Annotated in this window: 21 protein-coding genes; 3 read left to right on the top strand and 18 right to left on the bottom strand. The window is 39.3% G+C overall.

What is annotated here, in order from left to right:
• Window positions 1–10 precede the first annotated feature (10 nt).
• The 8 genes from BW944_RS06395 to ilvD form a co-directional block, all read right to left on the bottom strand.
• Entirely contained in the window at window positions 11–1,189 is a 1,179-nt protein-coding gene (locus BW944_RS06395; RefSeq protein ID WP_076557879.1) for an acetyl-CoA C-acetyltransferase, read from the bottom strand.
• Window positions 1,190–1,204: 15 nt separating this feature from the next.
• Window positions 1,205–3,604, bottom strand: coding sequence for a 3-hydroxyacyl-CoA dehydrogenase/enoyl-CoA hydratase family protein (locus BW944_RS06390; protein ID WP_076557877.1), 2,400 nt, complete (start codon window positions 3,602–3,604; stop codon window positions 1,205–1,207).
• Window positions 3,605–3,768: 164 nt separating this feature from the next.
• Window positions 3,769–4,560 (bottom strand): STAS domain-containing protein, encoded by a 792-nt coding sequence (locus tag BW944_RS06385; RefSeq protein WP_076557874.1) that lies wholly within the window; start codon window positions 4,558–4,560, stop codon window positions 3,769–3,771.
• Window positions 4,547–5,191, bottom strand: a complete 645-nt coding sequence (locus BW944_RS06380; RefSeq protein WP_076557871.1) for a cobalamin B12-binding domain-containing protein — start codon at window positions 5,189–5,191, stop codon at window positions 4,547–4,549. Before BW944_RS06380 ends, BW944_RS06385 begins: the two co-directional genes overlap by 14 nt.
• Before the next feature lie 7 nt (window positions 5,192–5,198).
• Complete coding sequence (locus BW944_RS06375) at window positions 5,199–5,567, bottom strand: hypothetical protein (RefSeq protein ID WP_076557868.1); 369 nt, start codon at window positions 5,565–5,567, stop codon at window positions 5,199–5,201.
• Window positions 5,564–5,869 (bottom strand): antibiotic biosynthesis monooxygenase family protein, encoded by a 306-nt coding sequence (locus tag BW944_RS06370; RefSeq protein WP_076557865.1) that lies wholly within the window; start codon window positions 5,867–5,869, stop codon window positions 5,564–5,566. Before BW944_RS06370 ends, BW944_RS06375 begins: the two co-directional genes overlap by 4 nt.
• A gap of 145 nt (window positions 5,870–6,014) precedes the next feature.
• A complete protein-coding gene (locus BW944_RS06365) occupies window positions 6,015–6,827 on the bottom strand; it encodes a VLRF1 family aeRF1-type release factor (RefSeq protein WP_076557862.1) in 813 nt (270 codons plus the stop codon).
• Window positions 6,828–7,065: 238 nt separating this feature from the next.
• Window positions 7,066–8,760, bottom strand: coding sequence for a dihydroxy-acid dehydratase (ilvD, locus tag BW944_RS06360; protein WP_076557859.1), 1,695 nt, complete (start codon window positions 8,758–8,760; stop codon window positions 7,066–7,068).
• A 201-nt stretch (window positions 8,761–8,961) separates the two neighbouring features.
• Here ilvD and murB point away from each other — a divergent pair, with 201 nt between their 5' ends.
• Window positions 8,962–9,879 carry a UDP-N-acetylmuramate dehydrogenase gene (gene murB, locus BW944_RS06355; RefSeq protein ID WP_076557857.1) on the top strand — a complete coding sequence of 306 codons (918 nt, stop codon included), beginning with the start codon at window positions 8,962–8,964 and terminating at the stop codon, window positions 9,877–9,879.
• A 117-nt stretch (window positions 9,880–9,996) separates the two neighbouring features.
• On the opposite strand, the gene BW944_RS06350 is transcribed toward murB, so the two are convergent.
• The 5 genes from BW944_RS06350 to BW944_RS06330 all read right to left on the bottom strand — a co-directional run bounded on the left by BW944_RS06350 (window position 9,997) and on the right by BW944_RS06330 (window position 13,919).
• Window positions 9,997–10,317, bottom strand: coding sequence for a hypothetical protein (locus tag BW944_RS06350; protein ID WP_076557855.1), 321 nt, complete (start codon window positions 10,315–10,317; stop codon window positions 9,997–9,999).
• 44 nt (window positions 10,318–10,361) lie between these two features.
• Window positions 10,362–10,664 carry a hypothetical protein gene (locus BW944_RS06345; protein WP_076557853.1) on the bottom strand — a complete coding sequence of 101 codons (303 nt, stop codon included), beginning with the start codon at window positions 10,662–10,664 and terminating at the stop codon, window positions 10,362–10,364.
• Window positions 10,665–10,899: 235 nt separating this feature from the next.
• Window positions 10,900–12,225, bottom strand: coding sequence for a TniQ family protein (locus BW944_RS06340; protein WP_076557851.1), 1,326 nt, complete (start codon window positions 12,223–12,225; stop codon window positions 10,900–10,902).
• A 78-nt stretch (window positions 12,226–12,303) separates the two neighbouring features.
• The gene (locus tag BW944_RS06335; RefSeq protein WP_076557849.1) at window positions 12,304–13,512 is read right to left on the bottom strand and encodes a HEPN-associated N-terminal domain-containing protein; all 1,209 of its coding nucleotides are present in this window, start codon (window positions 13,510–13,512) and stop codon (window positions 12,304–12,306) included.
• 221 nt (window positions 13,513–13,733) lie between these two features.
• Window positions 13,734–13,919 carry a hypothetical protein gene (locus tag BW944_RS06330; protein WP_076557847.1) on the bottom strand — a complete coding sequence of 62 codons (186 nt, stop codon included), beginning with the start codon at window positions 13,917–13,919 and terminating at the stop codon, window positions 13,734–13,736.
• Window positions 13,920–14,070: 151 nt separating this feature from the next.
• On the opposite strand from BW944_RS06330, the gene BW944_RS06325 reads away from it, so the two are divergent.
• Together BW944_RS06325 and BW944_RS06320 are read left to right on the top strand one after the other, a co-directional pair.
• Window positions 14,071–15,129: a hypothetical protein gene (locus BW944_RS06325; protein WP_076557845.1), complete on the top strand. Its 1,059-nt coding sequence runs from the start codon at window positions 14,071–14,073 to the stop codon at window positions 15,127–15,129.
• Window positions 15,126–15,575, top strand: a complete 450-nt coding sequence (locus BW944_RS06320; protein ID WP_143525665.1) for a hypothetical protein — start codon at window positions 15,126–15,128, stop codon at window positions 15,573–15,575. Before BW944_RS06325 ends, BW944_RS06320 begins: the two co-directional genes overlap by 4 nt.
• Before the next feature lie 67 nt (window positions 15,576–15,642).
• On the opposite strand, the gene BW944_RS06315 is transcribed toward BW944_RS06320, so the two are convergent.
• The 5 genes from BW944_RS06315 to BW944_RS06295 all read right to left on the bottom strand — a co-directional run bounded on the left by BW944_RS06315 (window position 15,643) and on the right by BW944_RS06295 (window position 23,749).
• Window positions 15,643–16,887: a DNA methyltransferase gene (locus BW944_RS06315; RefSeq protein WP_076557841.1), complete on the bottom strand. Its 1,245-nt coding sequence runs from the start codon at window positions 16,885–16,887 to the stop codon at window positions 15,643–15,645.
• Window positions 16,888–16,916: 29 nt separating this feature from the next.
• Window positions 16,917–18,284 carry a DNA methyltransferase gene (locus tag BW944_RS06310; RefSeq protein ID WP_076557839.1) on the bottom strand — a complete coding sequence of 456 codons (1,368 nt, stop codon included), beginning with the start codon at window positions 18,282–18,284 and terminating at the stop codon, window positions 16,917–16,919.
• 411 nt (window positions 18,285–18,695) lie between these two features.
• The gene (locus BW944_RS06305; protein WP_076557837.1) at window positions 18,696–19,811 is read right to left on the bottom strand and encodes an AAA family ATPase; all 1,116 of its coding nucleotides are present in this window, start codon (window positions 19,809–19,811) and stop codon (window positions 18,696–18,698) included.
• Window positions 19,765–22,398: a TnsA endonuclease N-terminal domain-containing protein gene (locus tag BW944_RS06300; RefSeq protein ID WP_159438174.1), complete on the bottom strand. Its 2,634-nt coding sequence runs from the start codon at window positions 22,396–22,398 to the stop codon at window positions 19,765–19,767. The genes BW944_RS06305 and BW944_RS06300 overlap by 47 nt, the downstream gene beginning before the upstream one ends.
• A 43-nt stretch (window positions 22,399–22,441) precedes the next feature.
• A complete protein-coding gene (locus BW944_RS06295; protein WP_076557831.1) occupies window positions 22,442–23,749 on the bottom strand; it encodes a TniQ family protein in 1,308 nt (435 codons plus the stop codon).
• Between the last annotated feature and the right edge of the window lie 379 nt (window positions 23,750–24,128).

Below are 24,128 nucleotides of genomic sequence, written 5' to 3'. Positions count from 1 at the left end.
TGATTCCTCCTCAGGATAATAGTTCGAATACTCCGGCAGCACCCATACCGCCCCCGATACACATCGTTACGACACCATATTTTACATCACGCCGTTTCATCTCATGAATCAGGGATAACGTCAATTTCGTTCCCGTACAGCCGAGCGGATGCCCGAGTGCGATCGCCCCGCCGTTGACATTCACTTTCTCTTCATCAAGGCCGAGCTCACGGATCACCTTCAGAGACTGGGACGCGAATGCTTCGTTGAGCTCAAACAGACCGATATCGGAAAGGGATAACCCTGCCATCTTCAGCGCTTTCGGCACCGCTTCAATCGGTCCGACACCCATGATTTCCGGTTCGACACCGGCTACCGCGAACGAATGGAATTTGGCAAGCGGTTCAAGCCCTTCTTTTTCCGCTTTTTCTCTGTCCATCACCAGTACAGAAGCTGCCCCGTCGCTCATTTGGGAAGAGTTCCCCGCAGTGACGGATCCTTTCACATGAAAAGCAGGCTTCAGTTTCGCCAGGGTAGCTGTCGTTGTATCGGCACGGACTCCTTCATCACGTTCAAGCGTACGCGTTACGGTTCTCACTGTATTATCAGGACCGACGACCTCTTCCGTCACTTCGACCGGAACAATTTCGTCATCGAACTTTCCTTCCTGTAAAGCTTTGGCTGCCCGTTCATGACTTCTAGCCGCAAAAGCGTCCTGTTCTTCACGGGATATGCCGAAGCGGTTGGCCACTTCTTCCGCCGTATGACCCATGGACATATAATACCCGGGAGCATTCTCGACGAGCTCCACGTTCGGCTTGATGACGTGCCCCCCCATCGGGATCAGACTCATGGATTCAGCTCCGCCGGCAATCGCCGCTTCACTGTGACCAAGCATGATTTTCTCCGCCGCGTTGGCGATGCTCTGCAGCCCCGAGGAGCAGTAGCGGTTGATCGTAATCGCCGGTACTTTATGATGCAGACCGGCCAGCCCCGCTATGTTCCGGGCCATGTTCATGCCCTGTTCCGCTTCCGGCATCGCACATCCGATGATGACGTCATCAATCGGCCCGTCGTAGTTCCCCGCTCTTTTCAGCGTTTCTTTGATCGTAAGTGCCGCAAGATCGTCAGGACGACTGTTGGCTAACGTCCCTTTTTTTGCTTTGCCGACCGGCGTACGTGCACCGGCCACAATAACTGCTTCTCTCACAAATTTCTCCCCCTTTTAGTTACGAAGTGGTTTTCCTTTTAGTAGCATATGTTGCATCCTCTGTTGTGTTTTCGCTTCACCGATCAGACTGAGGAAAGCTTCTCTCTCAAGATCGAGCAGGTATTGTTCGTCCACTTTCGAACCTTCTTTCACGCGTCCTCCGGCAATTACGAACGCAAGCTTTTCAGCGATCTTCAGATCATGATCCGAGGCATATCCGCTCAGGTGCATCTGTTTCGCGCCGAGCAACATCGTAGCAAACCCTGATTCTCCGGTGACCGGAACGGGTTTTCGTTTCGGTGCCTGATAACCGGATCCTGCGAGACCGAGCACTTTCTGTTTGGCGTCATGAAGAAGGTGATCCTGGTTAACGGAAATGGCATCCATCCGGTCCAGAAATCCGTTCTGGCGGGCTTCTTCTCCGGAAGTCGATGTTTTCGCCGTCGCTATTTTTTCAAAGACGCTATTCGATATCTTCTGAAGGTCGAAATCGATACCCTCCGGCAGATTATTCAAGTGTTTGAGGTAGAGCTCTTTGTTTCCGCCTCCGCCAGGGATGAGGCCGACGCCCGGTTCTACGAGTCCCATGTATGTTTCGCTGGAGGCCTGGATTGCTGCGGATGGGAGGCATACTTCCGCTCCTCCACCCAGAGTCATGCCAAATGGTGCGGCAACGACCGGTTTATCGGAGTATTTCATGCGCATCATCGCCTGTTGGAACTGCTTGACGACGAGTTCGATTTCGAAAAAGTTCTGATCCTGAGCTTCCATCAGCATCATACCGAGATTGGCACCGACACAGAAGTTGCTGCCCTGGTTACCGATGACAAGCCCTTTGAAATCTTCATCCACCATATCCACAGCTTTATTGATCATCTGGATGACATCCATCCCGATAGCGTTACTTTGGGAGTGGAACTCGAGTCCCGCTACCCCGTCACCGAGGTCGATGATACTGGCACCGGCATTTTTCGCAAGAACCTCCTTCGTCTCCTTCAGACGTTTGAGGTTGATCTGTTTGTCATTGAAATTTTGCTGATGATAGTCCTGATTATGATAATAGTAAACGTTTCCATTTTCCTTTTTATAAAAAGTTTCATATCCTTTATCGAGCATCGTTTCTATCCATTCCGGAAGGCTTTCCCCTTCTTCTTTCATCCGTTCTGCGGATGTACGGAGACCGATAGCATCCCACATCTCAAACGGACCGAGATCCCAGCCGAACCCCCAGCGCATCGCTTCATCAATGGATACGATATCGTCCGAAATTTCGCCGGTGAGTTCCGCAGAATACAATAGGACAGGTTTCACGATCGACCAGACGAAGTCTCCGGCACTATCTCCTTTCGCTTTAACGAGGGAAGCAAGCTTCTGTTTCGGGCCTTTCTGCTGCCCGGCCACCTCCGTCGCTTTCGTTTTCATCTTTCCGCGCTCCTGATATTCCATCGTTTCCGGATTCAGTTCGAGAATTTCAGACCCTTTTTCGCTTTTCTTTTTCTGGAAGAAACCCTGACCTGCCTTTTGGCCGATCCATCCTTTTTCGTTCATGTCCTTCATGAAATCCGGGACCTCGAAGACCTCTTTTTCCTGACCCTGAACCTGATCATGAACGTTGTTCGCTACATGAATGAATGTATCCAGCCCTACGACATCAAGTGTTCGGAATGTTGCGCTTTTCGGCCTGCCGATCATAGGTCCGGTTATCGAATCCACTTCCCCGACGCTGAGGTTCTGATCGAGCATTTCTCTCACTGTAACCAGTAACCCGTAAGTGCCGATGCGATTGGCGATAAAATTCGGAGTATCTTTCGCCTCTACGACACCTTTGCCGAGTGTATCCTCGCCGAACTTCTTCATGAATTCCAGTACGTCCCGGTCCGTGTTCGACGTAGGAATCACTTCGAGCAGTTTCAGATAACGTGGCGGGTTGAAGAAGTGTGTACCGAGGAAATGTTTCTTCATATCGTCACTGCAATCTTCGGACATCGCCTCGATGGAAATCCCTGATGTGTTGGAACTGATGATCGATCCTTGTTTTCTATGTTTGTCGACTTCCACAAATACGGATTTTTTGATATCCAGATTCTCTACAACGACCTCGACTACCCAGTCGACTTCTGATAGCTTTTCCATATCATCCGTCATGTTACCGGTTTCAATGAGGTGTAAATTTTCTTTGGAAGTCAGTGGGGAAGGCTTCTGTTTCTTCAGACCTTCCTTACCTGACTCCGCAACCCGGTTTCTCACCTGCTTGTCTTCCATCGTGAGTCCCTGTTTTTTCTCCTTATCCGTCAGGTCTTTCGGTAAAATATCCATCATTAGTACCGGAATACCGACGTTAGCCAAATGAGCAGCTATCCCGGCTCCCATGACACCGGAACCGAGTACTGCGGCCCGTCTGATTTTTCGAGTCATAATAAGATCCCCCTTGCATCCTTTTGAATGAATACTCATTCATTTTTAGTTCAAAAAAATAGAATACCTTTTCTCCTTTAACTATAAAATACTTTCTGACTTTTCGCAATCATTATTTACTGATCACCTTACAAAATATAGAAAGCTCCCCGGAAGAAGAGACGCTACTCCTCCTTCTCTTCCTCCAACAGCTTCTTTTGTTCGTTCAGATAATTTGCGACTACCTGCTCCAAAGATTGCATGAACTGCACATTCGAAGGCAGAGACCATTTATAGATATTCGGCACATGAGTCGGGCGAAGTCCTATCACTGTAAGATCCACTCCCATATGACTGAGGGCTTTCATCACAGAAGCAAGGAATTCGAAGCCTTCCTTCTCAATGGAACCTACAGCTGTAAAATCGAAAAGAATCCGATCCGCTTCACTGTCGCGCACGTCTTCGAGCAGCGTCTCTTCCACACTCATTATTTTCTCATGCGTAAGGTCCCCGAACAGTGGCACAAGTGCCGCTTGTTCTGTAAGCGAGATGAAAGGAGCGGACAGCTTATTGTTCTGCACCGTTACGTTCTCGAGCCGTTCTTTCTCATCTACGAGTTCACTTTTCGTTTTCGTCAGTTCGGTCTGCATCGATTTAAGCCGGGTGGCCACTTTATCGATATGATGATCTTTCGGTATCAAAAGTACTTCCGCTGCCTGAGCGTTCTTCCAGGTAACGTAAACATCAGCGAGGATGACATCCCCGTTCCCCTTTATGACATTCACTTCCACAGCTGCCTTCTCATGTGTCGGTCGGATCCACTCTTTTGCTTTTCCTGAGGTTTCATAGTCCACGACTTCTCTGAGATTACGGGGAACGCCGAATATCTCCTCCGCTTCTTTAGAATACCCATGGATGTCCCAGAACTCATCCACCTCAAAATACGGGAGCGGGAAAGCTGTTTCATATTTTTTCATCGAAAACACCCTCCTTCTCCCTGATAAGCCAGTCTTTGATTTCGGGTAACGTACGAAGGGTCTGGACCCGGGATTCATTCCACTCTTCCCTGCCATAGTTCTTCACGATACGCCCTCCAATCAGAATAAATGCTTCCGGTATACGTTCTCTCAAAATACGGATGATCTTTTGAAGAGACGGCACTCTATAAGAAAGAGAAGCCGACACACAAATGACTTCCGGCTGGAATTTTTCGATCTGCGCGAGAACATGATCATTCGGCACTCCGGATCCGAGAAATCTCGCTTCCCATCCTTCTTCCCGGAAGAGATCCGCTGCCATTTTCAGTCCCAGATGATGCTCTTCTTCCTCTACATTGAAAAATACCGCTTTCCTTCCATGGGTTTCGTAGTTTCTTGGAGATAGGAGCGTCATAATGTAATCGCAAATCGCTGTAGCAAGATGCTCATCAGCCACGGAGATTTCATTCCTTTTCCATAATTCCCCTACATGGTACATAGCGGGAGTGATGATCTCTTCATGAACTTCCATCAATGGCAGCTTGTCTCTCCATTCCCGGACGAGCTGAAGAGCTTTCTTCTCTTCCCCCTCTACTAACAGAGCGGCAAGTTGTTCGTATGCTTCTTTCATCCTTTGTTCACCCCGTGTTTGTCATCTGCTTCAAGTAAGAAATCGATGTTTCCAGCACATGTGTGTAGAAACTCCGCTCCTGTTGATCTATTTCCACATCCTGCATATATCTTTGTATCATATCATAATTTTCGATGATGAGCCTCGTGCCCACTCCGCGGGAAACGAGGACGTCATTCAACCATATCGAATAATCTTTGAAAATCTTTTCATCATCAAGTTCATAAGCCAGTTCAAGGTGACGGAGGTGGTGTTCATTATCTTCACGGGTATGTTTTCTACCCTTTTCCCCGAACTTCTCTTCAAGCCATGGGTAATTCAAATAGAACTCCTTTACCACGCAGTCCGTGATATACTGCTTCGCCTCTTCTCTCATGTGGCAACTACCTCATATTTATATACTTTCGGTACGTATCCCTGTAATTCCTGATCCGGATAGTTCTTCTCCAGTTCGTGAATCTTTTTGAACTGTTCACTCCGGGCCCAATCGAGATAAGCCTGTTTGCTTTCCCATTCCATGTGCACCGTAAGCTCCCCGGGACGATGTTCATTCTGCAGGAGTTGAAAAGAAAGGAAGCCTGCTTGTCCGTCCACCAGACGGGAGCGGTTCTGATAGATGGAAATCAGATCGTCCGCTTTATGATCAGGGACGGTCACTTTTGAATCTACGACGTACATTGGTCCACTCTCCTGTTCCATTCAATCATTTTTTATTTTAACACATTTCACTGAATTATCGCTTGCAGCTCTTCACAGTTCTGAAAAGATTTCCAATCAAAAAAAGCCCCTGCAGTCAACATTGACTACAGGGACTGCTTACCAACTATTCTTCATACAGAACCTGGTCGATAACTTTCATCTCTTCGTGATCAAGCAAGTTCTTATTGACTACTTTGTCGGCTTCTTTATTCATATTGTCTCTGAGGTCGTCGATTTCTTCTTTGTCTCCGACCATAATGATGCGTTCCCAGCCGAGTTCTTTCGCCTGTTTATCAAGTTTCGGAGCTACACTCTTATACCAGCGATAACGGTTAGCTTCGAATCTTTCATTATACTGATCGGACTTCGACTGCTTCGCGCCACCGCTACCCATGGAAGCGCCTGCGCCGTGACCTCCCTGATGGAGTCTCCAATCTTCTGTAGCAAGGTCCAGTTCATACATTTTCGTATCTTTGAGCTGACCGAGCTCTGCGTCGATCAGTTTGATATTTTCTTTTTGGGTAAGTATGATGCCCGTTTTCGGGAATTCTTCATACATTTTCTTAAGCTGGTCCACGACCGGCTGCTCTTCCCAGTAGAACGCTGTCCCTACAGGTAACTGGAATCTCTCTGCGAACCAGACTGTTTCATCGGCTGAAGCGATGATGACCAGACTTTTAGCAAAGTCCTGTTCATTTTCCTTAACATAGTTTTCTACCTTTTCCTTCACAGCCCAGTAGTTACGTTTCTCATCGGAATCTCCATCTTCCTGAAGATAATGTTCGAAATTGTTCAGTCCATTCTTCAGATGGATCTTCCATTCACCGCCCTGCTGGTCAGGATCGGATGGATCTGTATTTAAATACATAGTAAATACTTTTTCCGGTTTCATTAAGTGTACATTCTCTAGTTTAGTTATTTCTTTTTTCAAATCCAAAGCCTTTCACTCCTTCAAAACGTGTTTGCTTTGTATGTTTCCTGAAAAAACGGTAGTTAAACATTATATTAGAAAAAGTCGAAACTTCCTTCTGATTCTCAACATTCATGGGAGCATATCACGTAAAATCTCACCCGTTTTGGGCCGTGGATCAAAATACCTCAACGCAATGACCTTCCCCTCCCCCACAAAAAAAGCCGCCCTCCCTATTAATCAAGGAGAGCGGCTGGTCATGTCATTATTCGTCAGGGTCGTCTGTGACCGCTCCTTTGGCCGCAGAGGAAACGAGTTTCGAATATTTGGCGAGAACGCCGCGCTTATATTTCGGTTCCGGACGTTCCCAGCGGTTCTTCCGTGCTTCGAGTTCTTCGTCACTCACTTTCATATTGATTTCCTGGGTTTTACTATCGATGTTGATGATATCTCCGTTCTCAAGCAACCCGATCGGACCACCGACATAAGCTTCAGGAGAAATATGACCGATGACGAATCCGTGGCTGCCACCGGAGAAACGACCATCCGTAAGAAGGGCCACTTTGCCACCGAGTCCCTGTCCGACAAGCATCGCAGTGATCGAAAGCATCTCAGGCATACCCGGTCCGCCTTTTGGACCGACATTTCTGATGACGACGACGTCGCCTTCTTTCACTTCACTGTTCGAAATCGCGGCTGTCGCTTCGGCTTCGCTGTCGTATACTTTCGTCGGACCTTCAAAGTTGGTGATTTTAAGGCCTGACATTTTCGCTACAGCTCCGTCCGGCGCGAGATTCCCTTTCATCAATACGAGAGAACCTTCCGCTTTGATCGGATTATCAAGCGGACGGATGACTTTCTGGCCGTCCTTCAGTGGATCGACGCTTTCAAGATTCTCGGAGATCGTCTTGCCTGTCACTGTCAGGCAGTCCCCGCGCAAGTACCCATTATCATTGAGAAGCTTCATCACAGCAGGCACGCCACCCGCTTCGTAAAGGTCCTGCATGACGTACGTTCCGCTCGGTTTCATATCTGCGAGGAAAGGGACTTTACGGCGGATACGTTCGAAATCATCCAGGTCGATATCCACTTCTGCTGCGTTGGCCATCGCTGTCAGGTGAAGGAACGCGTTCGTCGAACCACCAAGCGCCATCACTACGGTGATTGCATTTTCAAAAGCTTCTTTTGTCATGATATCTTTCGGGTAAATCTCTTTTTCGAGCAATTCGACGACGAGTTCTCCGGCCTGACGGCACTCTTCTTCTTTATAATCGTTGATCGCCGGCGTCGAGGAAGAACCAGGGATGCTCATACCTAGAGCTTCGACAGCCGCTGCCATTGTGTTCGCGGTATACATGCCGCCACAGGCACCTGCACCCGGACAGGCGTTACACTCTACGCGGTGCAACTGTTCAGCGTCGATTTCTCCACTCTGGTACTGACCGACCGCCTCGAAAGAAGAAACGATGTCGATATCCTTCCCGTCGAGCTTACCAGGCTGGATTGTTCCTCCGTAGATATAAACCGATGGAAGGTTCAGACGGCTCAATGCGATCATACAGCCAGGTGTCGTCTTGTCACACCCGCCGATAGCTACGACGCCGTCGAGCCGCTCCGCTCCGGTTACCGTTTCAATGGAATCCGCGATGATTTCACGACTCGGAAGCGAATAATGCATCCCTTCGTGCCCCATCGCAATTCCGTCAGAGACCGTAATCGTATTGAATATCATCGGTGCTCCACCGTTATCACCGGCTCCGCTCTTCGCTTTCCGTGCCAGTTCATTAATATGTACGTTACACGGCGTAACTTCACTCCACGTACTCGCAATACCGATCATCGGCTTTTTGAAATCCTCATCCTTGAAACCTACGGCTCTCAGCATCGCCCGGTTCGCCACTCTATTTTCATCGTCACTGATGACTTTACTTCTTATTCTCAAATCTTTCTTTTCAGACATCGCATAGCATCCTTTCAAAACAAGTTTACAATGATGATACTAGTTTATCGGTGATTTAGCAATGAGTTTTCTGAATAGGAGAAACTTTCACAAAGGCGTAACATATGCTTAATGCGAGAGGGAGAAGTCCCCTCTTTCCAATGAAGACAGATTGTTATAAACTTAGATAGGAACAGATTATCGACGAGGAAGTGTACTTATATGGAAAAAAACGAGATATACAGTGCCCTGAAGGACATTGTTAAACCTGAATATGTAAAAATGGATGAACCGCTCAAAGATCATTTATATACGAAACTTGGAGGCAACGCCGACTTTTTCGTCATGCCGACGACGTTCAAAGAAGTGCAGGAAGTCGTGAAGTTCACAAACAGTATCGGAATCAGGCACACACTGCTCGGCAACGGATCGAACCTGATCATAAAAGATGGCGGTATCCGCGGAGTCATCATGAACCTGAAGTATCTGAATGATATCAGCAGCGAAGGGGAGACTCTCGTGGCCCAGAGTGGGGCCAGGATCATCGATGCCTCCCGCTACTCGCTGGAACAGAATCTATCCGGTCTCGAATTCGCCTGCGGTATTCCGGGCACAGTCGGCGGAGCTCTTTATATGAACGCAGGTGCGTACGGCGGAGAGATCAAAGACGTGCTCGATTACGCCTATGTCGTCGACAAACATGGGAATCTGGTAAAACGGAACGCGAGAGAACTCGACCTCGATTACCGGAGCAGTAATATCCCGGACAACGGGGACATCGTGGTGGAAGCGACTTTCCATCTGAAACCTGGTAAATACGAAGACATAAAGGCCGTCGTGGATGATTTGACCTGGCGTCGTGAATCCAAACAGCCACTTGAATATCCGTCCTGCGGCAGTGTGTTCAAACGTCCACCCGGCCATTTCGCCGGAAAACTCATCCAGGACAGTAAGCTTCAGGGAACGAATATCGGCGGCGCCGAAGTGTCCACGAAGCATGCCGGATTCATCGTAAACAAAGACAACGCCACAACCACGGATTACATTGCGGTGATCGAACATGTCCAGAAGACCGTCAAAGAGAACTCCGGCGTGGATCTCGAACGGGAAGTCAGGATCATCGGAGAAGATAAAGCATAAATCCTAAGAACGTATACCGATAAAAAAGCCTTTGAGCATAAAGGAGAGCGGCACACATGTCGTGGCCCTCCCTGCACTCAAAGGCTTTTCCTATAGCTCTGTTCCGGTCAAAACCATTCACCTGCTCGGAGTGAAGGTGAAAATGGAATAAGGATCCTTTTTGAAATCTTCCTGGATCCGGTTCGCTTCCTGCAAGGAAATGAAAGATTCCTTCCTTATAGAAGGGTAACTCTGAAGTTCTTCTCTTTCCGTTAAAGTCAAGTTTTCAATCGGGTACGGACGGTAATAAGCGACAAGCGATTCCGTTCTGGATCGTTTCGTTCCGTCTTTATTGCTCGAGGAATAACGCAATACCGAAGCAATTTCGATAAGGTCTCCCTGTTCATTTTTTTCGTATTCTTTAACATATTCGTGCGTTCTTTCCATTATCATTTTCATATGTATTTCTCCTTCGTCTGACGTGAGTTGCTAATCAATAACCTTTACACTTTCAGCTCCTCCGATGGGGGATCTTGAGTCATCCATGCCTGGTACCTATTATATGTAACGATAACGTTATCTCCGGTTTCAATAGCTCGGAATTCCTCCTCCGAAATAATGAACCAGTACAATTCTTCTTTCTTTTCAGATTCCACTAATATACGGGTGTTGGATTCACTCCGTTCTTTGACAACTCCTGTTTTCTGTATATATTCCACTTCAGGTTCATCCGAAGTGAAACCACATCCCGATACAAGAACAGGTATGATCAACAATAATAGAAGGAGTGATCCAAGAAGCTTCAATGATAAAACTCCTGACACGTGAGGTGATTTAAAAGTTCTGATAAATGTGACGTGAAGCATTAAATTTCCCCCAATGAAGCATAAGTCTTCCACCCCAGTCATGGCAAGGGTTTACAGTAGTTCTTTCAATGTAATCACTAAAACACTCTTCGATAATTGAACTCTAGGAAACTCTATTACTTCATTTTTTGAACTTTAGGAAGCTTTATGCTTCATTAAAGAACTTTAGGAAAACTTATGCTTCATCAAAATTATACCCTAGCTCTTCCAATAACTCTTTCCTATATTTATTGTATTTTTGAATCCGAAAAACGTTAGGAGAGTTAATTTTTGCTGCAACAGTATCCACGCTCGGATAAACATCGTTAGAATGCAAAAGCATAATTGCTTCATAAATTAGTTTTTTAGTTTCATTCTCCCTCTTCCTTACTTCATTTTTTTGATATTCTTCGTACCTTTGAACTAACTCATTCACTTTTTTATTCTGATATTTCCTTAAAGTACGTTCAGAAATATTAACCTTTATTAAAAAATCGTTCTTGCTTATAGGAATTTTCGTTTTTAAAGCTCTATCCAATTCCTTCTCAATAAATAACCTACGAACTTCTACATCTGATCCTACAATATCAAGCCCACTAGTATATTCAAATGCTGCAGTTCTTTTTAATGGGATACTATTACTAATTTGACCCTTAGTTATTTTCTCAATTCCTTTTTGAAACATTAAATCATAAACTGAAATATCAAAAGAATAAGATATATTCAAAATATTTTGAACTTTAGGGCTGTAATCTCCCCTTATCCAAGCGTAAACCGTTGATTCTTTCACTCCTGAGGCCTCAGCAATAACCTCTATAGAACCAGTTCGATCTTTTAAATTTCTAATAAAAAATGTGTTGAACAATTTAACTGGACAACTATTCATATTTGGTATTTTGGCAATTAACTCTTCAAAATTATTCAAATTATGCTTATCAATCACTTCTACATTAGAATCTATCCTCACTCCTGTTCCCCCAAGGAAGGAGTGACAGTTATAGCAAAACGCTATTAAGTTACTAGGATGGATGTGATTCAACTTACTATTACAATGTTCACATCGTTCACTTAAATATACATTATGTTCCTTACAGTATTTAACATCATAAATTGTCCATATCAATGGTTCATAGAAGATTCCTCCATCTTCCTTCATTTTTTCAATGCACATAGGGCACCATTTTCTATACTCATTGAATTTGAGTTTATTTAACATTCTACTCAAATTTAACATTGTCATATAGTGCAGATCATCTCTGGGTGAAGAAAACGTAAGTGCTTCCAAAAATTTTAGTCCAAATTCTGTATTTGTTAGTATTTTAGATACTTTCTTTCCTTTGAAATTGTATCTTCTTAAATAACCTGAGTCACCGTACTTTTCCAATATAAAATCTAATAATCGAGTAGACGGTACTAAATGTTCGTCAGATATCCTTTTAATATAACTGGTTATACTTTCCACGGAATTTGTCCCTATTCCAATTGGATTCAAACTATATAAAAAGCTTCTGTTTCCACTCATCTTTTTCATCCCCTGCTATCCATTATGTTTAACATTAATATATCTTCACCGTAATGAATAAAATGAAGTTTTTTAAATTCAGCTAGTTAAGTGTGATACCTTAGTTAATATCATCTCACATGCAGTGCTGTTACCATCCTGTTCTCCAAAATCCTTATTTTCAAAGAAGAGAACGTAGGATTGTTTTCCATCCCTAGAACTTTTAAATCTAATACCATCTAGAGACTCGCATTTTTCAGTTTTAAATATGTGTCTAAAATATTCAGTAACTATTTGAGTTGGAACATAATCAACATGTTCTTTGCCATCTTTACTAATAGGTTTAGTAAAGTCATCAAGAAAGTTGTAGAAAAAATGTATTACATGTCTTTTTTCTCTTTCATCTTCATTAAAAATACTAGGTACTTTAGGTAGTAATGTTAAATCAAGAATGGTTAAATCCCTATTATTCTTGAACTCTCCAATGCTTGCTACTACGTCTTTACGGGGATTATAGTCAACTTCCTTAAGAGCTGTTTCTTTCTCGGCAGCACCATAAAACATAGGAATACCTGCGGGACTCATTCTATTAGAATTAATAGCATATTCCCTGGGTGGTGTCCCTATTTTTTTAGAAGAATAAAAGAATTCCCCATCACTAGAAACACGAACTCTGTAAAATATTTCTTTGGAAGGTATATTTTTGATCAGACCTATATCTGCCACCATTGAACCAATAAAATCTATAATTTCATAAGGATTAATGAAACTGTCGTCAGCGTTAGAATCTGTTACTTTATAGAATACATATCTAGTCTCATATTTAACCAGATTTGAAAAAGCCCTCCAAGAGAAAGACAATTCCTCTCCCTTAGATAATCCATATGGGTCAATTTCACACCACATTGTATCCATTAATTTTTCTCTTATATCTTCTATTAAATCGGAATTTTCAATTTCCGCTTCATCACATAAAACATCTTCAGAAAAATCCCAGCCATCATAAACAGAAACCCCAAGATACCCTCCTTCTCTTGAGTCATAACCAACACCTTCATCATCAGGGTTCCCCCACTCATATTTAATATGGTCAATTATAAATTCCATCACCTCATCAATATCTGCTGCTATCCAGGAACCTTCCTCATTATTACGTCCACAGTAGTCACAATAAGTCGAGCATGCATTTTCCTTAATATAGGTTTGTAGAACATTTTCATTTATACACTGTGCACACACATAATTATCACCAAAAGTAGTAAAGCCATACTCACTTTGCCTATCTAGTAACCGGTCATGCATTCCCATTTTCATTCTCCCTTCTACCATATTACTCTTAATACATTTGTATTATTTAATTCTTGAGCTCATAAGTTTTCAATCTGGTGGACATTCTTCCCTATGAACATTATTCAATATTTGAAGTGTTCTGTAGTTTCCGATTCATTTCTTCCTTACTTTCCCATATTATCATAGGTGAAAAAGCAGAAGTGAAAACTCCCATAAATTAACCTTACACCTAATTAATCTTAGAGGAATTTAAATTCCCCTTCGATATATTCTGCAACGACTTTCGGTAGTTCTGATTTCATACTAACCAAATCTTTATAAGTATAAATTTTTATCATATCTTCCCCTCTATACCTTCTTTGGCCATCATTAACAACTATACATACTGCAATCCCAACAACAGTTCCTAACAAAAAATATTGCATGATCTTTCATCCCTTAATAATTCTATTATCTAATTGATACATTTATACCAAAAATGGATGACTATAGTCATTGATAAAGTTGTATGAACGAGCACAATGTGCTACCATATTGGTAATTTAAGATATATATATATAGAAGGGTTTGTTTCTTTTGGAAAAAATAACATTGTGGGCGGAAACTGAAGCTGAAATACAGGATTTTCTTCACGAATTTGGAGACCAATTAGACTTCGAAATTGATAGCGTATATGTAGCAAAACGCTCTAGTGGTAAAAGAGCAGTAGGTCACCGTTACTTAGAAGGTGTTTATTACCCATATGATTTGAATTTGGGTGCTACTCTAGAAGAAGAAGTAGTTTCTCCTGACTTCATAAAGGATTTAGTTCAATGGTGTTCTCAAGATATTATTATTGCTACACAAGACAAACCACTTCTTTCAATAGAATTAACTTACCACCTTCTAACTTATAATAACGTTGCACAGAGAATTCCTCGCCTAGTAAATAGTGCTTCTTTAGAAGTTCCAACTGTTATATTCCAAAAAGTAGATTACGAAAAATACCCTCTCCATAACAGTTGGTTCTTACAAACTTTTCTAAAAACGTCAGTAATATATGACACTCCTTGTATGGCCTTAACTTTTGACGAAAAAGAGTTCGAATCGGCAAAAAATTCATTGATTGAATTGGTGAACTCTTCTGTAAATGATGAAATAATGTTTTCAATAACAGCAGAATCAGTGATTATTGATATGAAAGAAAAAGCTCAAGATTTTGATGTTAATACCGTTACACATGGAAAAAATGGGAAAGAAAGAAGATGGGTGACTGAAACAGATAATAGAGTAACGGTCTCTATTGGAGTAAGAGATAATTGTGCTCTTACAGGAATTCCAGGTTATGGTTGCCAAGGCGACAGGGAAGCACAAATTAAGTTTAAAAAAGAACTTAAACATAGACCTACGGGGGCAAAGGGATGTGTATGGCTTTCTAAAGGTACAGGTGGCATGGATCCTTACCCAGGATTAGTAAAAATGTGCGAAATTCTATTATGTTATGATAATAATGGACAAAGGATTAAAGAACTCTTCTCATTTTTTACTTGTTTACCACAAGACTTCTGGTGGTTCCATAAGTATCCAAATGAAACTTATTATAAGTTAATTCGTGAATTTTCTGATAAAGTATTGTATGCGGATGATTACAAGTGATTAGGATCACACAAACTTATTTAATAAACTTCACAATTACTCACTATACTCATCAAGGTTGGGAATTATTATATAAGGATTTGCCAGGTGGAAGAAGGTCAGGAATGGGACAGACAGCCTCGATAAATGAATTGTGGGAAGGCATTTACAATCTTTCACCTGATATATTGTTATATAAAGATGGAAACCTCTTATTATTCGAAGTTGACAGTAGTTTAAATAGTGAGTATTTAAATAAGCTCAAAAAGTACAAAAAAAAAGAAAATGAATTAATTAGTCGTCTCGAAATTATTCTAAACGTCAAGATAGATAAAATTGATTATGGATTTATAGCTAAAAGCGTTCAAATCCCAGAAAGTATTCCCATAGATTTATACCCCTTCACTTATATGGGATATGATAAAGAAACCCACACATTAAAGGGGAAAATTTATAAAACAGGTTAAAAAAAGAATGACATCTATCTTCTGGATAGATGTCATTCTTTTTGAAATAGTATTTGTCAGTCACAATCTATTCTTTGCTTGAATCATACTTTTTTAGAATGATTATCTGTTCTTCTTTACCTGAAGTTCTCATCTTTTCAGTTGCAGGGTTTGATTTTATTTCCGTTTTTTTAGTTAGTAATGAGGCATGCATACCAGAATGTGGACCAAAGACTTTTTTATCAACAATATCTTCGAGAATTAGATCAGCTTTTCTAGCTTCCTCTATTATTATTTCAGTAGTATTTACATATTCTTTTTTTACTATAGAATTTGCATTTACAATACAACAATAACTACCTGGTTTTAAAACACGAGAGAATTCCTTTAAGCATAGACTCATATCGTTTCTATACCTATCAACTACATCCCCTACTCTTCTAAGGTGCCTTCCAATTTCTTTATTGTTATATTCTTTAACTCCAAGGTTGAGCCAAAGAAATCTGAATTTATGATAAAGTCCATAATCCCATGAATTCAGGTATGGAGGAGATGTTACTAAGAAGTCACATTTCTCATCCTCAATAAAATTTAAATACCTAGAATCACTATTGTGTATCTCAATTTCAACATTTCCAGTACTCCCATTGAAGTCCTCTATTTTATCTATACAAATTCTTAAGTGGTCTACAAATTTGTCGATTGCAACTCCATTTTCTATATTCTTATCGACAGCTTTATACTTAGATTCTGTTTGTTGATTAGAAACTGAAGTGATAATTCTAGAAAACGCTAGAAGACATAAGTTTTTAGCTGCCTGTACTTTATCTTCATGCCAATCCTTAGTTTGAAAATACTCTTCAATACTTAATTTTATTAAACCAAGTTCTTTTAGTACATTATCTTGAAACCACTTTTTTTCATTATGAATTTCTGGTTTAATAATCTCTATTTTCTCCAAAACTTCATAGTGATCAATATATTCATATTTGGTCAGTAAGTATTCAGGTAAGTTCATGTATATATCTTTTAATATAAAGTTATCAATTGATGTTGTTTTCACTTGCGCCATTAGTGAAGCTAAGGGATTAGCATCCACTCCAATTCCATTTTTACCAAGTGCTTTAGCCTCGACTAAAGTTGTACCGCTACCGCAAAATGGGTCAATAATATATTTAGAGTCAGGAGCTAATTCTTCAATTAATGTTCTTGCTATCATCGGGTGAAATTTACCAAAATAGGGATGTAAATCATGAGTGAAATTTTTCGCCTCTTTTTTAAAATCACCAAATTGCCAGTCTAATTGCTTCAAAGTGCTATAGTCAGTCTGCACCAAACTTCCCCTCATTTCCTTTTCGAATATTAATTTAATGGCTTTTTAAGAATCATTATCATTTCGTATTTAATTTTTCCACCAGTTTTGTTTCTGTTTACTTTTAATTTTATGTTCCTGAGCTGATGATAGAAATAGGTATCTAATTCGAATCCAACACGATTAGAAGTAGCTAATTCTCTAATATATTCATGTGTAGGGATATATCTTTTACGGATGTTATTATCACCAATAACAATAATTAAATTTTTACCTGGTTTTAAAACACGATAAGACTCCTGCAAAAACCTAAGCATATTGTCAAAGTATTGCCAAATAATATATGCTCGATTTCTGTCCGTAGTGTCTCCCGTACTATATAAATCCTCTATTATATCATCAACAACTTTATATCCTAAAAGTCTTTTTTGAGAATATAAAGACTTTGTCACGACTCTCTCAGTTACTCCCACATAATCTCTGCAGTGATTTGAATAATCATCAGGGTTAACTAAGTCTAAAAAGAATAAGTTATACTTGTGAGCCATTGGGTAATCGATAGCATTAAGGTAAGGTGGAGAAGTTACAATTAAGTCTACATAATTGTCATTTAATTCTATTTCAGTTGCATCTCTAGGGACAATTTCAGAAACTGTATTAGTACCCTTTACATGATTGGAAAATTCAATCATACTCTCCAAGTGCTTATGAACTACCTTCAAAAATATATCCAACGTATCAGGTAATCCTTCATCAAATTTGTCTTTCTTTTTTCGTACTTTAATCTCTCGTTCATCGAAGTATGAAACTTTCTTAACCATAGATGAATAACAAATTATCAAGAAGTCCTTCAAGTCACTTAGCTCTTTATTGTCTATAGTAAACCCAACAGATTCTGTATCTAAGTTCCTGATTATTCTTTTTATTCTTATCAAATCTATGGCATTCTGTTCCTCAAACCAAAAATTCCAATTCTCGTGAAGGTTAATATCCTCTTCTGAGTTATCTATTTTAATATAGCTGTCATCTTGAAGGAAGATATGTTTAATTGAACTTATTAGAATCTCAATATTGAGTTCGTTTAAAAAATGCATTGGAGTAGTTTTAACCTTTGCTAACAGTCTCCCTAATGGGTTTATCTCTGTCGCATATGAGTTAAAACCTTGCAGTTTAGCTTCTAATGAAGTTGTGCCACTTCCATTAAAAGGATCTAAAACAACGTCCCCTTTTTTTAGGTCGCTATATAAAAAAGCCCATCTAGGAATTTGAGGTATATACTTTGCTGGATAATTGTGCATACCATGGGTGTAGTTCGTAACTTCTCTTGAAACTTCAGGTTTGAAAGTATAAATAGAACCTTTTTCTATATATTCATAAGGAAAAATGTTAACTTCCTCAGGAGTAAGGACTTTATCCACTTTATCACTTCGCTTTTTTCTTAGTCTAAAACATTCTTTGCTTAAATTTACCTTTTACCAGTAATTAGAGTTAAAAGGACAAAGTCAATTATACCACACGAATGTACAAATTTAAATTGCCTGAAACCTTTTGTGTAACAGGCACCAGAATCTTTGATTGCTTATAATGAAGGTTTGGAAATATATACTTTTTCGTTTTCTGAATAAGGCTCATTAATATCTTTGATACATTGGCAACAGATACTTTTTAGTGATGGGACTACTAGGTTAGGGTATTATTCTCCTAATAGTTTTGACGTTCACATATCTAAAATTTTGGCATAATACAGGAACAGGTCTTGATGGAAAATTACCAGCACTGTCTCATTTGAAAATTGGATATGGAAACTCATTTACTCGTGATACGGTTCATCAAACCTCATCCCTATTAGGTTTTCTTTTACCAGGATTGTTGTTTCCTTTTCTCTTATTAGGCTTGTCTTCTAGGTTTTCCACACCCAACATCTTCTTAAGTTCAATAGCATCGCTTTTACTTTCTTTAAAAATTTCTTCACCTACAACTATTTCCTTAAACAATGTTAGTAGTTTTGTATGATTCATGGAGGTTTTCCTTAAACTTTCTAATGTAATGGTCTCCTCCCCATTTTTTATAGTTTCTCTTAAGCTTTTTTGCAACCAGGTTTTAAGGATACCCACGCATCCTAAGCTTTTTTCGTAAATGTATTTTCTTTCACTCAACAAGTCAGGTGGTTTCTCTACAGGAAGTTTTCTTTGAAACGTATATAGGATGTTAATAAAATCTTCCACATCTTTCTCATTATTTAAATCATAACGGGGGAAATGGATCTCCTCAACTCTGCGAGAAAGTTGACCATCTAGGTTCATTATTGAAATTAAATCATAGGTACCAAACAAAATTATCTTAGCTCCGGACATATTTGCTAAAGACTTAATAGAATTAAACTGTTCTGCTACTGCCTTTCCAGTCTTCAGCCTAAAAAAATGCTGAGCTTCATCTATTATTATCGCTCTTGTTCTTCTATGATAAATAGCTCTTTCTAACGATCTCCTTAGATCTCCTACTGTTGATTTTCTCCCTTCATTTACATATCGATCATTATTTCTAACCCCTCTATTCACATTAGTTTTCCTGTCAACTAACGGTTCATTAAGACTTAGCAATACCCTATAATAAAAATCTTTCCAGTTGAAGTTTCCTAGATCTGGATTTGGAAGCTCTATTCCAGTTATAGGAATGAAGGAAGTATCCTTTATCATTTCCTCTTCCATAGAGTCTAAAATTTCTTCAATGAAAATCTCTGCAAGTTTTGACTTACCTACGCCTGACGGCCCAACAACTAAAAGAATGTTGATATTTTCATCAGCCATTACTTCTTCCTTAAGTTCCTTTAAAGCCTCAGCCATTTTCGCATGTGGAGACGTGTAAGCATCAAACTCTGACAAAAGCTTCTTTGAATCCTTATTCAAATTCATCAAACCCTTCAAGTAATTTGAGTTTGCTTTCATCAATTTCAATTTCATCCTTATGGAAGCTCATAGCATCAGTGCTCGTATACTCGCTATTTTTGTTTTCAGATCCGTCATTACTTTCATTTGCTCTCTTAAACTCCTCCATATTGTTCTCCATATGTTCTGTCTCAATAATAAATTTAGCTATCATTTGTGCATTGATACTGACTATTCTTGAATAACTTTTTTGCTTCTCTCTAATCTTATCTGTTATGATTTTCAACTCTCTTTCGGTTTTTCCACTTAAAATCTTATATTGTTCAGAGAAACATTTTTCCCATCTTCCATGCACGTAAACATAGCAAACACTAATATCGTATGGATCGTACTTAATTTCTACATCTTCTTCCTCTACCCCCCCATCTCTAAATGCGTCACACCAGTAATATGCATAATTAAGCTTAACTCCTCTACCTACATGAACTTTTCTGGTTTTTCTTCTAGGAGAAGGTAAAGTCATAATCATGAAAGTTTCGTCATAGGGAATATACCTTCTCTCTCTAACTCCACTATCTCTTAAAGAATCATTGAATCTTTCATTAGGTGATTCAAAAGTAGTGGAGTGGGTCTTATTATGATAGACGTCTTCTATCCACAGTTCCATCCTTTCAATCAACAATTCCAATTTCCACACTACTTTCTCTTTCGGGTTCACACTCTTTGTAACCTGACGCACATTTTTTGTAATTTTTGTATTTCCCTCTAAATTGTGTATAAATAGTTCATTTATTGTACCGAAAAACCTTTCTCCCACATTTCCGTAGCGAGAACGCCCTGGCGGTCGCTCTTTTTTGTGTATACTGTGCATAGCTAGAAGAGATTCAAAGTAAATACTGTTAAATTCTTTTCCACCGTCCACAACAATACTATTTGGCAAACGATTATGTTTTCTTACACAATCTCTTATTGCATTCATACACGCTACATAAGAAGGAGGATCAAAACTTATCACTAAAGCTAGTACTTTTCTTGAATAGGCATCTATCATGCAAGTACACCAAGGCCTTTTAGATTCCTTTTCATTATATTCTACCTCTACATCTAACTGTGTGTGGTCAATATGGGCTAATTCTAAAGCTCTTTCCCCATGTTTAGGCGAGGTGAACCGTTCTTCTTTATAAAATTCTTCATTATTATATGCAGCACGTCTTCCTTTACGTTCCCTAGTTTTAACATAAACATTGATATTACTTATTTCTTCACAAAAAGATCTATAGCTAGGTGCGTAAAGCCTTCTTTCTTTACAAGCTAAAGCAAACTCTCCATATACTACTTTTGCTGACTTGGATTTACCCAAATAATAACTGGTTTCAATAATTTCATTCATTAAGTCTAATGTTTCTTTAGGGAACCTTCTTTTTTTGTTTCCTTTCTTTTTTGTTGAAGGTATCAAACCTATATACCCATTACCATACTTTATTTGAGCGTCTTTAAACTTCTTGACCCAACTTCTAATCGTTCTTTTTGTGACTATGCTGTTCAAATCTTTTTCTTCCAAATAATTCATAACTGCTTCATAACGATCATTAGCAACTTTCAATTCACTTTCACTGGCACTTTCTAATATTCCCATTGATTCACTTTGACTAGCGTTGACTTTTTTCCCAACACCTCTAATATGCCCTTTTTGAACATAGTCTTCAAATAAACCTAACGGAAGTTTCAATGCTTCCTGCTTAAAGGAAACTAAAAAAACAAATTTGTTATCACAGTTTACTATCTCCCACTCAGCTTCCCCCCAGAGTATAAGTTCACCACTTTTAAGTTTAACTTCTTCAATGTTCCTCCAAATTTTGTTTTGATTAAAGAATTGAAACCCTGCCATCTGCTCATTAGATAAAAAAACGTTCACTTTTTCTGTATCCTTCAGTAATTGAGTGTTTAAATCTACATATATTAAATTATTAGCGAGAGAAGATAGGATCATTTGCTTACTAAATCCAATTTCTTCTAAGCTTTTCAATGTAACTCCTGGTTTTTTAATTAATGTTTTCTGTAACTTATCATAAGAGACCTCGTCTACAAACCAATCACTTGTAAAATAATCTTCTATATAAGTTAGATTTCTTTGGAATATCCAATTAATATTCTCAGATGTAAACACTTCAAAACCAATCCCTAATTCTTCTGCATACCTTTCTCCGGGCAAATAACTCCATCTTCCACTAACATAAGAATACTTAGTTGAATCTTTTTGCAGTAGGTTTAAGAGTTCTTCTTCTCTTTTACACTCTACCCAGTATGCTTTATTCTTTTCAATTACGAAAAAATCAGGTGTATATAAAAACGTGCTCTTCTTTCCATTTTTAGTAATATGATTTACTTTTAATTGGAGAGGTTGATCATAAAACTCCAGTACATCATCATTATGCTCTAGTTGATAAATATAAGGCAGTTCTACTTTGTGGCTTTCGAATTGAATTGTAGACTTCATTTTCTTACTACTGAAACGACCGGTTACACTGTAGCGACTATCTCCTACTCTTCTAGATGGCGGAGTACGCCTGATTTCTGATATTTCTTCAAGGGCCTTTGATGATAGATCAGAGTTTTGCTTCCATTTCTCAAACGTTTTATCATCCATCATTGGTATCCTATCCCTTTCTTCGAAATTTATCACGCTCTTCTTAGGACCGTTTTAACTGTAACCAATAATTCTGAAGTTCTTTCTCTCTCAATACGCCTTTCGCACCTATCGAAGATTCAACTTCCTTTTCTATCTTTCTACGACTTGGATAAATTCCTGCTTGAACCATTTCCTGAAACGCTTTTTCTATTTCTAATTTTATTTTGTTTCTTCTTTCCGAAGTTTTATTTTTGGAATATTCCAAAAAATTATTGGAAATTTTTTTACTTAGTATAGGGAAGTGATTATATAATAGTTTTCTGTCTCTTCCCACTTCCCCCGCTACATCAACTAATGAAAAAGGAACCTGGGTATTTAAAAATATACGTAGCTTTTCTTCTATTTTTCCCTCATCCAATGAGTGCCTTTTAGCTATTTTTTTATCAGCATATAGAACTTCTCTTACCTTCACCATTTCTTTTGTTAGTTTTCCTTCTTTCTCCAACAATGACTTAGTTGGAATATCCAGACAATAACCAACATGCATTAGTCTTTTCAAAGAAGGAAACTGCTCACCAGTTAAATATTCGTATAACGTAGTTTTAGGTAACTGTAAGCTCTCACTCATCTTCCCTAGCTCTTCATTAAAATATTCTGTGCGTATCCAGTTCAAGTTAGCGATAAAATTATCGCGGTAAGAATTAATGTGATTTTCTTCTAAACTTAACAAGTATTTCAAATTTTCACTCACGTATTCTTGAAAGTCGTCGATCTTTTCTTTAATTTGATAGTAATTACCTTCGAAAAATAAATTGAAACACTTCGAACATTTTCCCATAACCATTTTTCCTCTTAGAAAAGTGATCTGTTCATTACAATTTAAACAATAACTGATTAACTTTCTTTGATGATTCACACACACTTCTACTAACTTCAGCCCCCAGATTAGTGGGTAGTACAGTTTGTTCTCGTTATTCCACTCTTTTAAGCAGTCAGGACAATACTTAAATTTCTTATCTAATAAATTCCTGGAAGGTATTAACTTTTTCCAGTTTAAAAAAGTTAACTTATTCAACCCTTCTCTAGAACTTAGCTCATTCAATGCAATTACGAGTTCCCTTGCATATTTTCCAAACCCGTTAATTGCTTCACTGTTTTCATAAATATATTTTGGGAGTTTAATCTTTTTATCTACTATTGAGCTATTATTAAACTCTATTTCTAGTACGTTCCTTAACATATCATTTACAGTTAAATGGTGTTCGTTTGACAATCGAATAAGGTAACTGGCCAATGATTCTCTCGTTAGAAGATCCTCATTGAAAGGAGGCAAATTATAAATAACAGTTCTTTTTCTATAAATATACATACTTCTCCTACCATCCCTAAGAATTTTATTCAATTTTCAAGGTCCAAGGTTCAATTCCTAAACCGTTTCTATAAAAAGTCAACAATCGTTGAAACCCCTATAAACAACTTAAGTGCCCCCATTCAATAACGAATGAGCACACTTTAATACTTAAACTTATATTAATATAAACCCTGAACTTTGTCAATAAAAAACCATTAATATTAAATTATATAACTTAATTTATATTTTGTCAACAAAAATTTAAATATTAAATGGAATAAATAGTCAATTATGGTTATCTATGGTTCTCCACAGTGAAATGTGTTGATTTCTTCCTCTAACGTATGATTCTTAGTAATTTCTAAGATGGAGATCTAGCCCTCATACCATACGGATC

It is taken from the genome of Salimicrobium flavidum (assembly GCF_900156645.1).
Taxonomy (GTDB): domain Bacteria; phylum Bacillota; class Bacilli; order Bacillales; family Halobacillaceae; genus Salimicrobium; species Salimicrobium flavidum.
The sequence above is the reverse complement of the archived record's forward strand: the minus strand, read 5'-3'. Positions and strand labels throughout refer to the sequence as shown.